This window comes from Streptosporangium becharense, from assembly GCF_014204985.1.
GTDB lineage: Bacteria > Actinomycetota > Actinomycetes > Streptosporangiales > Streptosporangiaceae > Streptosporangium > Streptosporangium becharense.
Genome location: NZ_JACHMP010000001.1, coordinates 203,318 through 218,896, shown reverse-complemented (window position 1 = coordinate 218,896; position 15,579 = coordinate 203,318). Strand labels below are relative to the sequence as shown.

The following is a 15,579-nucleotide window of genomic DNA, read 5'->3' as shown; positions in this document are numbered from 1 at the left end:
CCGGTTCATGGCACTCCTTCGCGACACGCTGACCCGCCACAAAGCTATAGATTTCCCTCTCCTCGTTACCGTCCCGACTTCACGGGACATTTCCATAAACGCCGCGCAGCCTACGGTTGCCGAGTGACTGATGAGCTGAGTCGGATCGCGGCCCTGTCTCCCCAGAAGCGGGAACTGCTCGAGCGCAGGCTCGCCGAGTTGGCGACGGCACGGGCGTCGGCGCACGACGACGGGACCGGGGACCGGATCGGGCCGCGCGACCGCTCCGTGCCCACGCCGCTGGGGATCGCGCAGCAACGGGAATGGGCGGTCGAGCGCTTCCGCGGGGCCAACAACATCACCGGGGCCTTCCGGATCGAGGGAGAGCTGGATCTGGACCTGCTCAGCCTGGTCCTCACCGAGGTGGTGGAGCGGCACGAGGTGCTCAGGTCCACCTTCGACATCGACGCGGGCGGCACGCCGGTCCAGACGGTGCACGAGGCGGGCCGGGTGCCGATCCCGGTCGTCGACCTGTCCGGGCTCGCGCCGGGCGAGCAGTCCGCCGAGCTACGCCGGCGCTGCCTGGCGGAGGTCTCGCGCCGCTTCGACCCCAAGGACCCGCTACGGCTCCGGATCACCATGTTCCACTTGGCCGAGCACACCACGGTCGCCCTGTTCGCCACCGACCACGCCGCCTCGGACGCGTGGTCCCTGTCGATCATCGTCCAGGAGGTCGCGCAGCTCTACCAGGCCCGCCGCGGCCTCGGTGCGGCGCCGCCGGCGCCGCAGATCCAGTTCGGCGACTTCGCCGCCTGGCAGCGGGGCCGCCACGACGAGCAGCGGATCTCCGAGGAGGTGAAGTACTGGCGGGAGGTGATGGACGGCGTCCCCACCGGATCGGCGCTGCAGACGGACCGGCCCTACCCGGCCCGGCCCACCTTCGCCGGCGACGTGGTCTCGGTGCACCTCTCGCCCGAGCTCAGCACCGAGCTGCGCCGCTTCCTCGAACGAGAGGGCGCCTCGCTGGGCACGGTCATGCTCGCGGCCTGCTCGGTGCTGCTGCACCGGCACCTGGAGCAGGACGATCTCGTCGTCGGCTCCCTGGTCTCCGGCCGCACCCGGGTCGAGACCGAGCGGCTCATCGGCTGTTTCGCCAACCCGCTGCCGCTGCGCATGCGGCTCGGTCCCGGGCACACGCTGCGCGAGGTGGTGCGCCAGGCCCGCGACACGGTCTCCGACGCGCTCAACCATCAGGACGTGCCGTTCGACCGGCTGATCGAGGCGCTGGGCCTGGGCCGCGAGGCGTCGCAGACGTCGCTGAGCGGCATGTGGCTCAACGTGCTCACCATTCCGGACACCGTGCTGGAGCTGCCGGGACTGCGCCTCACCCCGGAGCCGATGGAGCTCGGCCTGGCCTCGGTCGACCTGACCATCGCGGTCATCCCGAAGGCCGACCGCCTGGAGCTCCAGTGGCAGTACATGACCGAGCTCTTCGACGCGGGCACCGTGGAGCTTCTGGCCGACCAGCTCCACGCGATCGTGCGTCAGATCGTCGCCGCACCGGACCGGCCGGTGGAGGCCGTGGACCTGGGCGACCCCGAGGCCACGGCTGACACGGCCGCCACGGCCGCCACGGCGGAGACGGCGGGCACGGCTGCCGCGACCGCCGCGGCGGGCATCGGAGCGGCCGTGGCACCGCCGGGCCCGACCTTCGTCGAGCACTTCCGTCAGCGGGTCGCCCTCGCCCCCTACTCGCCGGCGGTCATCTGTGACGGCGCGCCGACCAGCTACGCCGAGCTCGACCGGGAGGCCGAGCGCCTCGCCCGGCACCTCGCCGCGCGGGGCGTGGGCAAGGGCACGCGGGTCGGCATCCTGGTGGAGCGCTCGCCGCGGCTGCCCGTGGCGATCCTCGGCACCCTCATGGCGGGGGCGGCCTACGTCCCCGTGGACCCCACCTACCCGGCCGAGCGCATCGCCTTCATGCTGGCCGACGCGGAGGTCGGGGCTCTGGTCACCCAGCGGAGCCTGCCGGCCGATCCCGGCTGGGCCGAGCAGGTGGTCTACCTCGACGAGCCGCTGGACCACCCGCCGGGGGGAACCGGCGGCGAGCTGCCCGCACCCGACCCGTCCTCCCCGGCCTACGTGATCTACACCTCGGGATCGACGGGCCGGCCCAAGGGGACCGTGATCGAACACCGGTCCCTGGCGGTGTTCGCGCGTGACATCGTGGACCGGCTCGGTCTCGGTTCCGGCGACCGGTTCCTGCAGTTCGCGTCGGCCGGCTTCGACGTGCACGTCGAGGAGCTGTTCCCGACCTGGCTGGCCGGCGGCGCGGTGGTCATCCCCACCCAGCACTTCATCGGCGGGCAGGCCGACCTCGCCGATCTGATCGAGCGGGAGCGGATGACGGTCATCGAGCTGCCCACCGCCTACTGGCACGAGTGGGTTCGCGAACTCGACCGGCGCGGGCGGGACCTGCCGCCCTGCCTGCGGCTGGTGATCATCGGCGGCGAACGGGTCCTGCCGGAGCGCCTGGCCATGTGGCGGCGGCTCGGGGTGCCGTTGATGCACGTCTACGGCCTGACCGAGACCACGGTCAGCTCCACCTTCTTCCGCCTGGACCCGGCCGACCCGGACTACGACTGGCCCAACCTGCCGATCGGCACCCCGCTGCCCTCAGCCGAGCTGCACATCCTGGACAGCCGGCTGCGGCCGGTGCCCCGAGGCGGCACCGGCGAGCTGTACATCGGCGGTGTCAGCGTGGCCCGCGGCTACCTCGGCCGCCCGGGCCTGACCGCTCAGCGCTTCGTCGCCGATCCCGCACGCCCCGGTCGGCGGATGTACCGTACGGGCGACCTGATCCGGCGACGCGCCGACGGAACGCTGGAGTTCATCTCCCGCGTCGACACGCAGATCAAGATCCGCGGGTTCCGGGTGGAGCCGACGGAGATCGAGTCGACGCTGAGCGAGCACCCCGCGGTCGCCGGGACGGTCGTGACGGTCCATGAGCCGTCGCCCGGCGACCGGCGGCTGGTGGCCTACGTCGTGCGGCGCCCGGAGCCCGCGGCGAGCCACGGCGACCTGCGCCGCTTCCTGGAGCAGACGCTGCCGCCGTACATGGTGCCCTCGCTCTTCGTCGACATCGACGAGCTGCCCCTCAACCACAACGGCAAGATCGACAGAGACCGGCTGCCCGCGCCGGACGGCGGCCGGCCCGAGCTGGCCGAGGAGTTCCTCGCTCCCCGCACGCCGCTGGAGAAGCGCCTGGCCGCCATCGTGGCGGCGGTCGTCGCGGTCGACGAGATCGGGGTCAACGACAACTTCTTCGAGATCGGCGGTGACTCCATCCTGGCGATCCAGGTGGTGGCGCGGGCTCAGGAGGCCGGCATCCGGCTGGAGCCGTACGACCTGTTCGCCAATCCGACCGTCGGACTCCTGGCGCAGGTGGCCGTGGCCGGGGTCGTCGTGGACGCCGAGCAGGGTGACGTGACCGGGCCGGTCCACCTGGTGGCCGGGCAGCAGTGGTTCGCGTCGGCAGGCCTGGAGGACCCCCACCACTGGAACACCTCGGCGGTGCTGAAGTTGAGCGACCGGGTGGAGCCCGACCGGGTACGCCAGGCCGCGGAGCGGCTGGTCGTCCACCACGACGGGCTGCGGCAGCGCTTCCTGCTGGCCCGCGAGCGGACAAGGGTGCGGATCGCGCCGCGCGGCGACGCGGTCCCGGTGGACGTCCACGACCTGTCCGGCCTCGGCGAGGACGAGCGGGTCCGCCGGATGCGGGAGCTCACCGATGACATGCAGACCGGACTGGACCTGGCGGTCGGCCCGCTGCTGCGCCTGGCGCTGGTGAGGTCCGGCCCCGAGCGGCCGGACCGGCTCGTCCTGACCGTCCACCGGCTGACGGCGGACCCGGCCTCCGTGCGGATCCTTCTGGAGGATCTCGCCACCCTGCTGGCCGGTGGGGACCTTCCGGCCAAGACCACGTCCTGGCAGTCCTGGACCCGCCGGCTCAGCCGGCACGCCGGCACGCCGGCCGTCCAGTCGCAGCGGGACTACTGGTCGGCGCTGCTGGCCGAGCCCGTCGGACGCCTGCGTTACGACACGGCCGCGGAGGCCGCCGTGCCGGAGCCGGGCACGGTCTCCTCCGAGCGGACCGTGCTCGCCACGCTCGACGCCGAGGCCACCGGCGACCTGGCACGGGTCCCGCACGGGATCACGGCGGCGCTGCTGACGGCTCTCGGCCGTACCCTCAGCGCTTGGACCGGGGCCGAGCGGCACCTGGTGGACCTCGAACGGCACGACCGCGAGCCGATCTTCGACGATGTGGACCTGACCAGGACCGTGGGCTGGTTCAGCCGAATCCATCCGGTGGTGCTCGACGGCGCCTCGGCGCCGGAGGCCGCGCCGCTGGGCGGCATCGGCTGGCAGCTGCTGCACCACGGGTCCGACCCGCTGCCGGCGTCGCCGGCCGAACTCCTCTTCTCCTACGCAGGCCCGGTGGACCAGCCGATGAACCACACGGCGAGCCCACGCGGGCGGAGGCCGTATCCGGTGGAGGTGAGGGCGTCGATCGTCGCGGGCGGCCTGGTGGTCCAGTGGTGCTACAGCGAGGATCTGCACGAGAGCCAGACCATCCGGGACCTGGCCGACCGCTACCTCGCGGAGCTGCGAGAGCTGATCGGCGCGGGGCCGGCCCCGGCGGACTTCCCGCTGGCGCGCGTGGCTCCCGAGCAGTTGGAGAAGCTGATCAGCAGACTGGGTGCACCCAGCTGAGCGGGTCGGGGCGGCGGCCGTACTGGATGCCCAGCAGCTCTTCGCGCAGGCGCAGGGTGACCGGGCCGGGGCGGCCGTCGCCGACCAGCCACTGTTTGGCGACGCCGCGCACCGTGCCGACCGGAGCCATCACGGCGGCCGTGCCGCAGGCGAACGCCTCGGTCATGACGCCGCTCTCGCACTCCTTGCGCCACTGGCCGATGGAGATCCTGCCCTCCTCGGCCTCGATGCCGAGACGGGGTGCCAGCGTGAGCAGCGAGTCGCGGGTGACGCCGGGCAGCAGGGTGCCGGTGAGCGACGGGGTCATGACGCGCTCGCCGTACCCGAAGAACAGGTTCATGCCGCCCATCTCCTCCACCCACCGGCGTTCGGTGGAATCCAGCCAGACCACCTGGTCGCAGCCCTGCTCGACGGCCTGACGTGAGGCGGCGTACGCGCCGGCGTAGTTCCCGCCCGCCTTGGCGAAGCCGGTGCCGCCGGGGGCCGCGCGTGAGTAGTCCTCCGACAGCCAGACGGTCAGCGCGCGCGGGGTCCCGCCGCCGAAGTACGCGGTGGCGGGGGAGGCGATGACGCAGAACAGGTAGCTGGTGGACGGCTGGGTGAAGGCCAGGGTCCGCTGAGTGGCGATCATGAAGGGCCGCAGGTAGAGGCTTTCCCCGAAGGTGGACGGCACCCAGGCGCGGTCCTGGGAGACGAGCAGTTCCAGTGCCCGGACGAAGGTCTCGACCGGTATCTCGGGCATCTCCATGCGCCGTGCCGACCTGTTGAACCGTTCGGCGTTCGCCTCCGGCCGGAACAGGGCGATCGTCCCGTCGCTCTGGCGATAGGCCTTCATGCCCTCGAAGAACTCCTGGCCGTAGTGGAACACCAGGGTGGCCGGGTCGAGCGTGAACGACCCGTAGGGCTCCAGCCGCCCGTCATGCCAGCCGCCGGCCGCCGACCAGCGCATGGTGATCATGTGGTCGGTGAAGTGCTGCCCGAATCCCGGCGTGGCGAGGATCTCCGCTCGCTCGGCGTCCGGCAGGGGACGGTCGCTCACGCGGATATCGAAATCGATCATTGGGACACCGTCCTTGTCGCGAGGTCGTGCGGAGATCTGACGCGAGGTGGCGCAGGGCTCATCCACGGGGCCGGGAACGGCGCAGCACCCTGCAGGGCAGGGAGGCGAACCCGCGCTGGTGGGGGGAGTGCACCCGGCGGGCACCGGCCGTGTCGAGCTCGTAGTCCTCCACCAGGCGACCGATCTCGTCCAGCGCGATCTCCATCTCGAGATTGGCGAGCGCGGAACCGAGACAGTGGTGCGGGCCCAGACCGTAACTGATCATCTTCCGGGTGTCGCGGTCGAGGTCATAGCGATCCGGGTCCGGGAAAGCCCGTTCGTCGCGGTTGGCCGACGCGGGCAGGAGTGCCACGCGGGCCCCCACCGGCAGCGTGGTGCCGTGGATGGTCGTCTCGGCGGTGACCAGACGCGCGGTCATCTGGCTCGCCGAGTCGTAGCGCAGCGTCTCGCTGTACCAGTCGGCGGCGCGGCCGTCCAGGCCCTTGCGCCGGGCCTCGGGGTGGAGCCAGCCCTGGTACCAGGCGTTGCCGATCGTCTTGCCCGTGGACTCGTTGCCGGCGCCGATCATGACGAACAGGAAGCCGACGATCTGCGAGTCGGTGAGCCGGGCCCCGTCGACCTCCGCCTCGATCATGACGGAGGTCAGGTCGTCCCCGGGGTGGCGGCGCAGGTCGCCGACGAACGCGGCCAGGTAGGCGGCGAGGCGGAGGGCCGCGGCCACCGAGTTCGGGCCGCGCTCGTCCACCCCGTCCTCGCGCTGGTTCATCTGGTCGGTGTCGGCGCGGATCTGGTCCCAGTCCGCCTGCGGGATGCCGAGCATTTCGCACAGGACGTCGTTGGGCAGGGCGGCGGCGTAGTCGGCGGCGAAGTCGAAGCGGGTCAGGTCCCGCAGCGGCTCCAGCCGCTCGCGGGCCAGCTCCCGGATCCGGGGTTCCAGGGCGGCGATCCGGCGCGGGGTGAACGCGCTGGACACCAGGCCGCGGTGCACTCCGTGCGAAGGCGGGTCCATGGCCAGGAAGAAGCTGGTCTTCGGCGCGTGCGCACCCCAGAGCTCCGGCTCCAGCGAGATGCCGTACCGGTTGGAGAACAGCCCCGGGTTGCGCAGCGCGGCCTGGACGTCGGCGTGCCGGGACAGTGCCCAGAAGTCACGCTCGTCGTTGCGGTACAGCGGTGCGTGATCGCGCATCCACGCGTAGATGGGATAGGGATCCTCATGCACGCGGTAGTCGAATGGGTCATATTTCACCGCAGCTCCCGATACGCCTCTGCCAGCATCCGCGCTCCGGTCTCGACCGTCCTGTACGGCCGCGCCAGGGAGAGACGGATGTAGCGAAGACCCTCCTCGGGGTCGGCCCAGTGGAAGGGTGCGCACGGCAGCACGTGGACGCCCTTGGCCAGCATGGCCTTGTGCAGCAGGGAGGAGTCGGGGCCGTCGGCGGGCAGCCCGATCCGCGCGACGCTGATCTGCGAGGCGGGATCGGCCAGCCGCAGCCCCACCGGCTCGACGGCCTGCGCGACCACCGCCCGGTTGCGCTCCACCAGCTCCCTGGCGCGTTCGTAGCCGCCGTCACTCCAGTCGACGGCCAGTTCCCTGACCAGCTGGAGCACGACAGGCGAGGCGGCGAGCAGCGACTCGGAGAAGGCCCGCATGATGGGCAGGACCGTCCGCTCGCTGTAGGCCAGCAGCCCGATCTTGAGCTCGTGGGTGGGCCAGAGCTTTCCGGTGTCCTCGATGACGATCCAGTCCGCGCCGGCCTCGTCGAGCACCGCGTAGGTGTCGTACTGCGCCTCGCGCACCTGGCCGCGGAAGCTGGCGTCGATGATGACCGTCTGCCCGTGCCGTACGGCGTGCTCGGCGAGCGAGCGCAGGTGGCCTTCGGGCGTGATCAGACCCGTCGGGTTGTTCGGGTGGGTCACCACGATGGCGCTGACCGGAGGCCCCGGCCAGTCCTGGTCCAGCAGCGCGGCCTCCGACAACGGCACCAGCGACAGGCCGCGGGTGACCATGAGGTCGGCGATGTTGTCGAAGGTGGGATGCAGCACCGCGACGGTGGCGCCACTGGGCAGGGCCCTGGCCACGATGTCGGTCGCCAGCGTCGAGGAATAGCAGCTGAGGATCCTGCCGGTGCCCACCGGCGCGCTGTGCTGGCCGATCGCCCGCAGGAAGACCTCGTGCGCCTCATGTTCGATGTCGGGGAAGGGACGACGGCAGGCCTCGGTGAACATCTCGGGGATGCGGGCGACGATGGCGGCCTGCTTCTCGGTGAGAACCAGTCGCGCGTGGCCGTCGGTCAGGTTGAGGCCGCCGTCGAGGTCGGTCAGCGCGTCGACTTCAAGGATGGTTAGGTTGGCGAGCTGGCTCATGGGGAAACCGTAGGCTTGGGGGCCGACCCGCTACCTGTCCCATCTACTGGGGACCGTTCCGCGGCCCGGATCGCCGCCGCCACCGCCCGCAGCGGGCTGGTGAGCAGGTCGGCGACCGCCGGCCTGGTCTCGAACCGCTCCTCGCACGCCTCCAGGAGCCGGAAGGCCCGGATCGAGTCCCCGCCCAGGAGGGTGAAGGTGTCGAGCACGCTGACCGGTCCCACGTCCAGGACCCGTCCGTAGATCTCGGCCAGGGCGGCCTCTGTCTCGTCGGCCGGTGGCACGATCTCGCGGTCCCGCGGACGTGACGGGAAGCTGAGGAGGGCCTCCCGGTCGATCTTGCCGTTGACCGTCGCGGGGATGCGCGGGACCGCCACGACACGTGCGGGCACCATGTGGCCGGGGAGCGTCGCGGCCGCGTGGGCCAGGATCGCCCCGGTGTCGAGCTCCGCCTCATGGGGGACGACGAAGGCGAGGAGCCGGAGCGGTTCGCCGTGCGCGATGACCGCGCAGTCGGCGACCGCCGGATGCGCGGCGAGCACCGCCTCGACCTCCCCTGGCTCCACCCGCAGCCCCCGGATCTTGATCTGCCGGTCGATCCGGCCCAGGTGCTCCAGCACGCCGTCGTCCCGTCGGCGGCAGAGGTCGCCGGTGCGGTAGAGCCTCGATCCCGGCGGCCCGTAGGGGTCGGCGACGAAGCGCTCCGCGGTGCGTCCCGGCGCCCGCCAGTAGGCCAGGGCCAGGCCGGGGTCGCCGCCGATGTAGGCCTCGCCCGGCGTCCCGGCGGGCACGGGTTCGAGGTTCTCGTCCAGGACGAGCAGCCGGAAGTTCGCGGCCGGACGGCCCAGCGGGACGGGCCTGCCCGGAGCGTGGGGCAGGACCATGTCGGTGACGTTGCCCGCCTCCGTGGGCCCGTAGCAGTTCACCAGGGTCGCCTGCGGCAACGTGGTGTGGAAGGTGTCGCGGATGCGGGGGGTGACCGGCTCGCCGCCGCAGAAGGCCCAGCGCAGGGCCGCGGCGTGGGCGGGCCGCACCTCCTCCAGGAAGGGGGCCATCATGGTGGGTGGCAGGAAGAGGGTCGACACCGCGTGTTCCTCGACCAGCCGGGCCAGGTGGCGCGGGTCCTGGTGGCCGCCGGGACGGCAGACCACCAGCCGTCCGCCGTGGTAGAACGGCCAGAAGATCTCCCAGACGGAGACGTCGAAGCCGGGGGAGGTCTTGAATACGGCGGTGTCCCCCGGCCGGAAGGGGTAGCGCGACTGCATCCACTCCAGGTGCGTGAGCGCTCCGTCCGAGGGGTAGGCGACGCCCTTGGGCAGGCCCGTCGTCCCGGAGGTGTAGAGGATGTGCAGCAGGTCGGCGGGGGAGCCTTCCACCGTCGGGTTGCCGGCGGGCTGGGAGGCCCAGCGCGCGCGGTCGGCCCGCAGGTCGTGGACGCTCCAGGGGCCCGCGGGGATCCGGTCGCGGCAGACCGCGTCGGTCATGACGTGCAGCGGCCCGGCGTCTTCCAGCATGTAGGCCAGCCGCGCGTCCGGCAGGTCGGCGTCGAGGGGCACGTAGGCGGCGCCGGTCTTGACCGCGGCGTGGATCGCGACGATCTGGTCGACGCTCCGCTCCAGGCAGATGCCGATGCGGGTGCCCCGGCCCGCGCCGCGCTCGATCAGGAAGCGCGCGATCCGGTTGGTCTCCTCGTTCAGCTCCCGGTAGGTGAGGGTGAGGCCGTCCTCGTCCAGCACGGCGACGGCGTCCGGAGTGCGCTCGGCCTGCTCCTCCACGGGCCGGGTCAGCGGCCGGTGGAGGAGCGAGGGCAGGCTGAGGGGGACGTCGGGGCGGCCGGCCGCACCGGCCAGCAGGCGGGTGTAGGTCCGTGCCCAGCTCTCGGCGCCGGTCGCGGTCTCGACGTACAGACGCAGGCCGTCATCGGACAGCAGGACGGTCACGTCCGCGGGTTCGGCCGACCGGGTGGTGTCGCGGCCGGCGTCCATCCGGGCCACGGCGGCCCTGAGGCTGAGGGCGGGGTCCACCGGCCCCGCCGTGCCCGGCACGACCTCCTCCAGGTCGCCGCGGATCACCCGGACCTTGCGGGGGGCCGCGAGCCGGTCCGCCAGCACCGCCGCGCAGACGGTGAAGGGGGCGAGATCGTCCGTGCCGGCGGTCCTGGCCAGGCCGTCGAGCACACTGACGGTGCTCGGCGCGATGGCGATGGGTCCGACACACTTCTGCGGGGAATTCTGGCTGTCGATCAAGGTTGCTCCTCACCTCTGTCGCGACTAGTGAAGGAAGACGCCGTCGGCGGTTTCAAGGGCGGTGCCTGTCCCACGTTCACCGGACAAACTGGCTAAACCGGGGATTTGTGACTAGTTCCGGTGACTCCAGAACCCTCGCGGACGTCTATAGCTTCGTTGCGGAAGCCGCAGACGCCACCTGAGGAGCCTCGCTTGGCCGTTTCCTTCGCCTTCGAAGCCGTCCGGGAACGCGCCAGGACCGACGGTGACGCCTGCGCGGTCGAGGACATGGCGGACGGGTCGACGCTGAGTTACTCCGCGCTGATCAGCAGGGTGGAGGAGACGGCCGATCGGCTCCGGAGCGCCGGGGTGGGACCGGAACAGCCGGTCGCGGTCCTGCTCGGACGCTCGGCCGAGACGGTCGTCGCCATGCTGGCGGTGCTGGCCGTGGGCGGCGCCTACTGCCCGATCGACCCCGCCTCGCCGCCCGCCCGCCTGGAGGCGCTGGCCCGCAGGCTCGGGGCCCTGGTGACGATCTCACGCGAAGGGGTCACCTCCTCCGGAGGCCAGAAGGCGCCCGCCGCGAAGCCGTTCTCACCGGCCGCGCCGGCCTACGTGCTGCACACCTCCGGTTCGACCGGTGTGCCCAAAGGGGTCGCCATGCCCTACCGCGGGCTGGACCGGTTGATCCGCTGGCAGATCGCCGACGGCGAGCCGGGCCTGCGCACGCTGCACTTCACCGCGACCTCCTTCGACGTGACCTTCCAGGAAGTGCTGTCCACGCTCGCGACCGGCGGCTGCCTGGTCATCGCCCCCGAGGAGACCCGCCGGGACTCGCGCGCGCTCCTGGACACCATCGTGAACCGGCGGATCCAGCGGCTGTTCCTCCCCTACGTCGCCCTCCAGCTGCTGGCCGAGACCTCCGTGCGCACCGGGGTGGTACCGGACTCCCTGGAGCACGTCGTCACGGCCGGGGAACGCCTGCTGATCACACCGGCGATCCGGGACTTCTTCACCGCGCTCGGCGACTGCCGCCTCGACAACCACTTCGGGCCGACGGAGGCGCACCTGGTCACCAGCCTGACGTTGCCCGGCGACCCCGCGGCCTGGCCGGCGCTTCCCGCGATCGGCACGCCGGTGGACGGCGTGGTGTGCCGGGTCCTCGACGACCGGCTCCAGGACGTGCCCCACGGCGAGGTCGGTGAGCTGTACGTCGAGGGCGACTGCCTGGCCCGCGGCTACCACCGGGCGCCGGCGGCCACGGCGGAACGGTTCGTCGCCTCCCCGTGGGGGAGCGGGCGGATGTACCGCACCGGTGATCTCGTGCGCCGCTCCGACGACGGGACCCACCACTTCGTCGGCCGCTCCGACGACCAGCTCAAGATCCGTGGATTCCGGGTCGAACCCGGCGAGGTGGAACACGCCCTGGTCGGCCACCCCCGCGTGGTGGCCGCGGCGGTCGGGCTCCGGGAGGTGCTGGGCGGCATCTCGGTGCTGGTCGCCTACGTCCAGGCCGAGGGCCCGCTGTCACCGCGCGAGGTCATCGACCACGTCCGGGGACTGCTGCCGGAGTACATGATCCCGTCGCGGGTCGTGGCCGTCGAATCCATGCCGCGCACCACGTCCGGCAAGATCGACAGAGCGGCGCTGGCGGAGCTGCCGCTGCCCGAGCTCACGGTCGAGCCTGCAGAAGACCTCCCCCGGCTCATCACCGACCTCTGGGTCCGGGTCCTGGGCCACGACGACTTCGCGCAGGACGACGACTTCTTCGAGGTCGGCGGCGACTCGCTGCTGGCCACCTGGGTGGTCGCCGAGCTCAGCCAGGTGATCGGCCGGCCGGTCGAGCTCTCCGTCCTGCTGGACGCCAGCACGGTCGAGGACCTCGCCGCCGCACTGGGCACCGACGGCCCGGTCACCGCCGCGGAACGGCACTCCTCCCAGATCGTCACGATACGGCAGGGCCCGAGCGCACGCAGCCTCTACCTGGTGCACCCTCTCGGCGGTGAACTGCTCGGCTACCGGGAACTCGCCCGCGCCTCGCAGGCTCCGGTGCGCATCCTCGGCATCGGCTGGGCCGGGAAACCGCCGGCGTTCGGGCTCTCGCTGTCCGAGATCGCGGCAACGCACGTCGAACAGCTCCGCACGATCCAGCCCGACGGGCCCTACCTGCTGGCCGGGTGGTCCTTCGGCGGCGTCCTCGCCTACGAGATCGCGCAGCAGCTCACCGCCGCGGGCGCCGCCGTCGACTTCCTCGGCCTGCTCGACGCCAACCCGGTCATCGACCCCATCACCGGCCTGCCCATCGCCCGGACGCCGTTCCTCGGCCTGCTGGAGGAGGTCGTGGCCAGGCTGGACGACCGGGCCGGCGCCGGGCTGGAGGAGCTGACCTCGGGCGAGACCTGGATCCAGCTCATGGGAACGCCCGTCAGCGAGGGGGCCTCCAGCGACTACCTGCGTGCCGCCCTCGACACCGCGAGGGCCTGCATGGCGGCGGCGGCGGCCTACCGGCCGCGGCCCTACGCCGGTCCCGTCCACCTGTTCCAGGCGTCCGGCTCCCAGTCCTCAGGCGCAGATGCCGTGCGGCAGGCGGAGGCGGTCGCGGCGCTGCGCGAACTCTGCACCGGACCCTTCACCGTCATCCCCGTGCCGGGCGATCACTGGGGGATCATGCGAGCCGAACACGTCAGTCGGACGGCCAAGGAGCTGGACGCCGCGCTGGAACGCCAGGGGAGTGCACACAATGAATCTTGAAGCCGACCGCGCCGCCTTCGCGGAGCAGGGCTACATCGGGCCCTTCACGCTCTGGGAACCGGAGGAGATGAAGGCGTGGTGGAAGGTCCAGCGCAAGGCACTGCTGGACCCGGAGAACAACGCGCGCAAGGCCTTCGACAACCCGGTCAACTACGACAGGCATCTCGACATCCCGGGGCTGAGCTCGCTCATCACCGAGCCGGCGATCGTCCGGCGGATGCAGGCGCTCATCGGCTCGGACATCCTCTGCTGGCGCACCGAGTTCTTCCCCAAGAACCCCGGTGACACCGGCACCGGCTGGCACCAGGTCGAGACCTACGCCATCGGCGAGGCGAGCAAGGGGATGCTGGAGGCGACCGATCGCGTCCCCGGGACGCCCATGGAGCTGACCGCGTGGGTGGCCTTCACCGAGGCGACCAGGGAGAACGGCTGCATGAAGGTCATCCCGGGCAGCCACCGGCAATGGCGCTACGACGAGACCGCGCCGATGAAGTGGAACGACGCGGCCAAGGACAACTCCTTCTTCGGCTACAACTACAACGACATCAAGATCGACAAGGATTGGGACCCGGACCAGGAGCACGTCCGCCACCTGGAGATGCGGCCCGGCCAGTTCATCATCTTCACCGCCCGCTGCATCCACGGGTCCAATCCCAACACCAGCAACCGGCAGCGCATGGGTTTCGCCATCCGCACCGTCCCCACCCATGTCCGCGTCTACGGCGGCATGACGGAGTTCGAGGAGTTCGGCCACCGGTTCCAGCTCGACCGGCACGGCTGCGTGCTGGTCGCCGGCAAGGACGAGCACGGGCTCAACCGGGTGCTCGGCGAGAACTTCTGGGGCGAGCCGTTCACCCCGCTCGACCGGCTGGAGAGGACGGTCTGATGCGCACGCAGTACGTGAGCACCCTGGAGCTGGACGAGGCCCGGCTCGCCAAGGACCTGGAACAGGCCCTGACGTTCAAGTTCTCCGAGGCCTACAGCAACTACCTCATCGGCGGCCCGTGGAAGAGCGCCATGCTCTGGGCCACCGGCGGCGACGAGGGCGACGGCCTGCTCACCAACTACCAATACGACCGGCGCCCGACCTTCACCGAGTACGGGCAGCAACTGCCGTACGTCCAGGAGATCATCACGTCCGTGGCCAACACCGCCAGGCTGACCTTCGTCCGGCTGGCGGTGTTCTCCAGGAGCGTCATCGTCCCGCACCGCGACTACATCGAGCTCGCCGAGATCCCGGAGGATTCGCGCTCGGCACACCGGCTGCACATCCCGCTCGCCACCCACGAGGACTGCTACTTCAGCGAGGACAACGTGGTCTACCGGATGCGGGCCGGGGAGGTGTGGCACTTCGACGCCTCGCAGATCCACTCGGTGGCCTCCTTCTCCGGCGAGCCGCGGATCCACCTCATCTTCGACTTCGCGGACCGGCCCGAGGACGGACCGATCCTGGCCATTCCCGACGAGGGAGACGGGACGATCGACGCCGGCCGGATCGTCCACCGGCCCCCGCTTCCCGACGCGGAACGCTCGTCCCTGGCGCTGCTGTCACAAGTGCTGACCATGGACACCTTCAATGAGGTCTTCAGCATCGTCGTCAAGACGCATTTCCGGCGCGACGGAGGAGCCGGCTTCGTCTGGGACACCATGATCGACCTCGCTCGCGGCAGCGCGGACCCCGCCGTGCTCACGCACGCCACGGAGCTGCGTCAGTACTTCACATTGGATCGACCCTCAGGGAGTGGGCAAGCATGACCGCGACACTGTCCCTCAACGACCAGCTCGCCGAGAGCGCCGTCTACCACGCCTTTCGCGATCATCGGTTCTTCGCGGCCGTGGAGACGGCGGATCTGACCAAGGAGCAGGCCGCCGTCCTCATCGAGCAGTGGTGGCACCCGCTGCACTATTTCCCGACGTTCCTGGCCCGCTGCGTGGCGGTCCTGCCCGACATCGCCTCCAAGAGCGCCATCGCGCGGATCCTCAACCAGGAGGCCGGCGGCGGCCGGGTCGAGCGGGCCCACGAAGTGATCTACGCCGACTCGATGGACAAGTGCGGGTTCGACCGGGAACGGGTCACCGGGACCGAGCCGTTCGAGGAGACCGCCGCCCTGGTCGAGGGCTACCGCCGCGCCTCGGAGAAGCGGGAGAGCGCCATCGGCTTCATCTTCGCCACCGAGACCACCGACCTGCTCATGGTGTCGAGCATCGGCAAGGCCATCGCGCGGGTCACCGGCGTCACCGACAACGAGTGGGTCGCCATCCACGTCGAGCAGGAGCCGGACCACGTGGAGGAGGCGAACCACACGCTGATGGCGGACTACAGCCCCGAGCAGGCCAAGGAGGTCTTCGAGGCGGCCGACGAGATGTGGCGGCTGTGGACGCGCTTCTTCGACCGGCTCTCGACGGAGACCGGTCTCGGAGCGTGAG

9 protein-coding genes are annotated in these 15,579 nt (G+C 71.3%); 5 read left to right on the top strand and 4 right to left on the bottom strand.

Annotated features, from left to right (window positions below; translation table 11 throughout):
- Positions 1 to 123 precede the first annotated feature (123 nt).
- On the top strand, positions 124 to 4,752 hold the full coding sequence (locus F4562_RS00950; RefSeq protein ID WP_184546170.1) for a non-ribosomal peptide synthetase: 4,629 nt from the start codon (positions 124 to 126) through the stop codon (positions 4,750 to 4,752).
- Here the strand turns inward: F4562_RS00950 and F4562_RS00945 are convergent.
- Genes F4562_RS00945 through F4562_RS00930 form a run of 4 tightly spaced genes read right to left on the bottom strand, consistent with a single transcriptional unit; the run spans position 4,727 to position 10,422 of the window.
- Complete coding sequence (locus F4562_RS00945; RefSeq protein ID WP_184546168.1) at positions 4,727 to 5,812, bottom strand: branched-chain amino acid aminotransferase; 1,086 nt, start codon at positions 5,810 to 5,812, stop codon at positions 4,727 to 4,729. The genes F4562_RS00950 and F4562_RS00945 overlap by 26 nt on opposite strands.
- A 58-nt stretch (positions 5,813 to 5,870) precedes the next feature.
- Positions 5,871 to 7,058, bottom strand: a complete 1,188-nt coding sequence (locus F4562_RS00940) for a cytochrome P450 (RefSeq protein ID WP_311734211.1) — start codon at positions 7,056 to 7,058, stop codon at positions 5,871 to 5,873.
- Positions 7,055 to 8,176 carry an aminotransferase class I/II-fold pyridoxal phosphate-dependent enzyme gene (locus tag F4562_RS00935; RefSeq protein WP_184546166.1) on the bottom strand — a complete coding sequence of 374 codons (1,122 nt, stop codon included), beginning with the start codon at positions 8,174 to 8,176 and terminating at the stop codon, positions 7,055 to 7,057. Before F4562_RS00935 ends, F4562_RS00940 begins: the two co-directional genes overlap by 4 nt.
- Positions 8,173 to 10,422, bottom strand: a complete 2,250-nt coding sequence (locus tag F4562_RS00930; RefSeq protein ID WP_221207680.1) for a non-ribosomal peptide synthetase — start codon at positions 10,420 to 10,422, stop codon at positions 8,173 to 8,175. The genes F4562_RS00935 and F4562_RS00930 overlap by 4 nt, the downstream gene beginning before the upstream one ends.
- Positions 10,423 to 10,614: 192 nt before the next feature.
- Here F4562_RS00930 and F4562_RS00925 point away from each other — a divergent pair, with 192 nt between their 5' ends.
- Genes F4562_RS00925 through F4562_RS00910 form a run of 4 tightly spaced genes read left to right on the top strand, consistent with a single transcriptional unit; the run spans position 10,615 to position 15,578 of the window.
- Positions 10,615 to 13,152, top strand: a complete 2,538-nt coding sequence (locus F4562_RS00925) for an amino acid adenylation domain-containing protein (protein ID WP_221207679.1) — start codon at positions 10,615 to 10,617, stop codon at positions 13,150 to 13,152.
- A complete protein-coding gene (locus F4562_RS00920; protein ID WP_184546164.1) occupies positions 13,142 to 14,038 on the top strand; it encodes a chlorinating enzyme in 897 nt (298 codons plus the stop codon). Before F4562_RS00925 ends, F4562_RS00920 begins: the two co-directional genes overlap by 11 nt.
- Entirely contained in the window at positions 14,038 to 14,907 is an 870-nt protein-coding gene (locus F4562_RS00915) for an aspartyl/asparaginyl beta-hydroxylase domain-containing protein (RefSeq protein WP_184546162.1), read from the top strand. Before F4562_RS00920 ends, F4562_RS00915 begins: the two co-directional genes overlap by 1 nt.
- Positions 14,904 to 15,578 carry an iron-containing redox enzyme family protein gene (locus F4562_RS00910; RefSeq protein WP_184546161.1) on the top strand — a complete coding sequence of 225 codons (675 nt, stop codon included), beginning with the start codon at positions 14,904 to 14,906 and terminating at the stop codon, positions 15,576 to 15,578. The genes F4562_RS00915 and F4562_RS00910 overlap by 4 nt, the downstream gene beginning before the upstream one ends.
- Position 15,579: the final 1 nt, after the last annotated feature.

Excerpts from the sequence above, each read along its gene's own strand:
- F4562_RS00945 (WP_184546168.1), bottom strand. The coding sequence starts at position 5,812 with ATGATCGATTTCGATATCCGCGTGAGCGACCGTCCCCTGCCGGACGCC.
- F4562_RS00935 (WP_184546166.1), bottom strand. The coding sequence starts at position 8,176 with ATGAGCCAGCTCGCCAACCTAACCATCCTTGAAGTCGACGCGCTGACC.
- F4562_RS00920 (WP_184546164.1), top strand. The coding sequence starts at position 13,142 with ATGAATCTTGAAGCCGACCGCGCCGCCTTCGCGGAGCAGGGCTACATC.
- F4562_RS00915 (WP_184546162.1), top strand. The coding sequence starts at position 14,038 with ATGCGCACGCAGTACGTGAGCACCCTGGAGCTGGACGAGGCCCGGCTC.
- F4562_RS00910 (WP_184546161.1), top strand. The coding sequence starts at position 14,904 with ATGACCGCGACACTGTCCCTCAACGACCAGCTCGCCGAGAGCGCCGTC.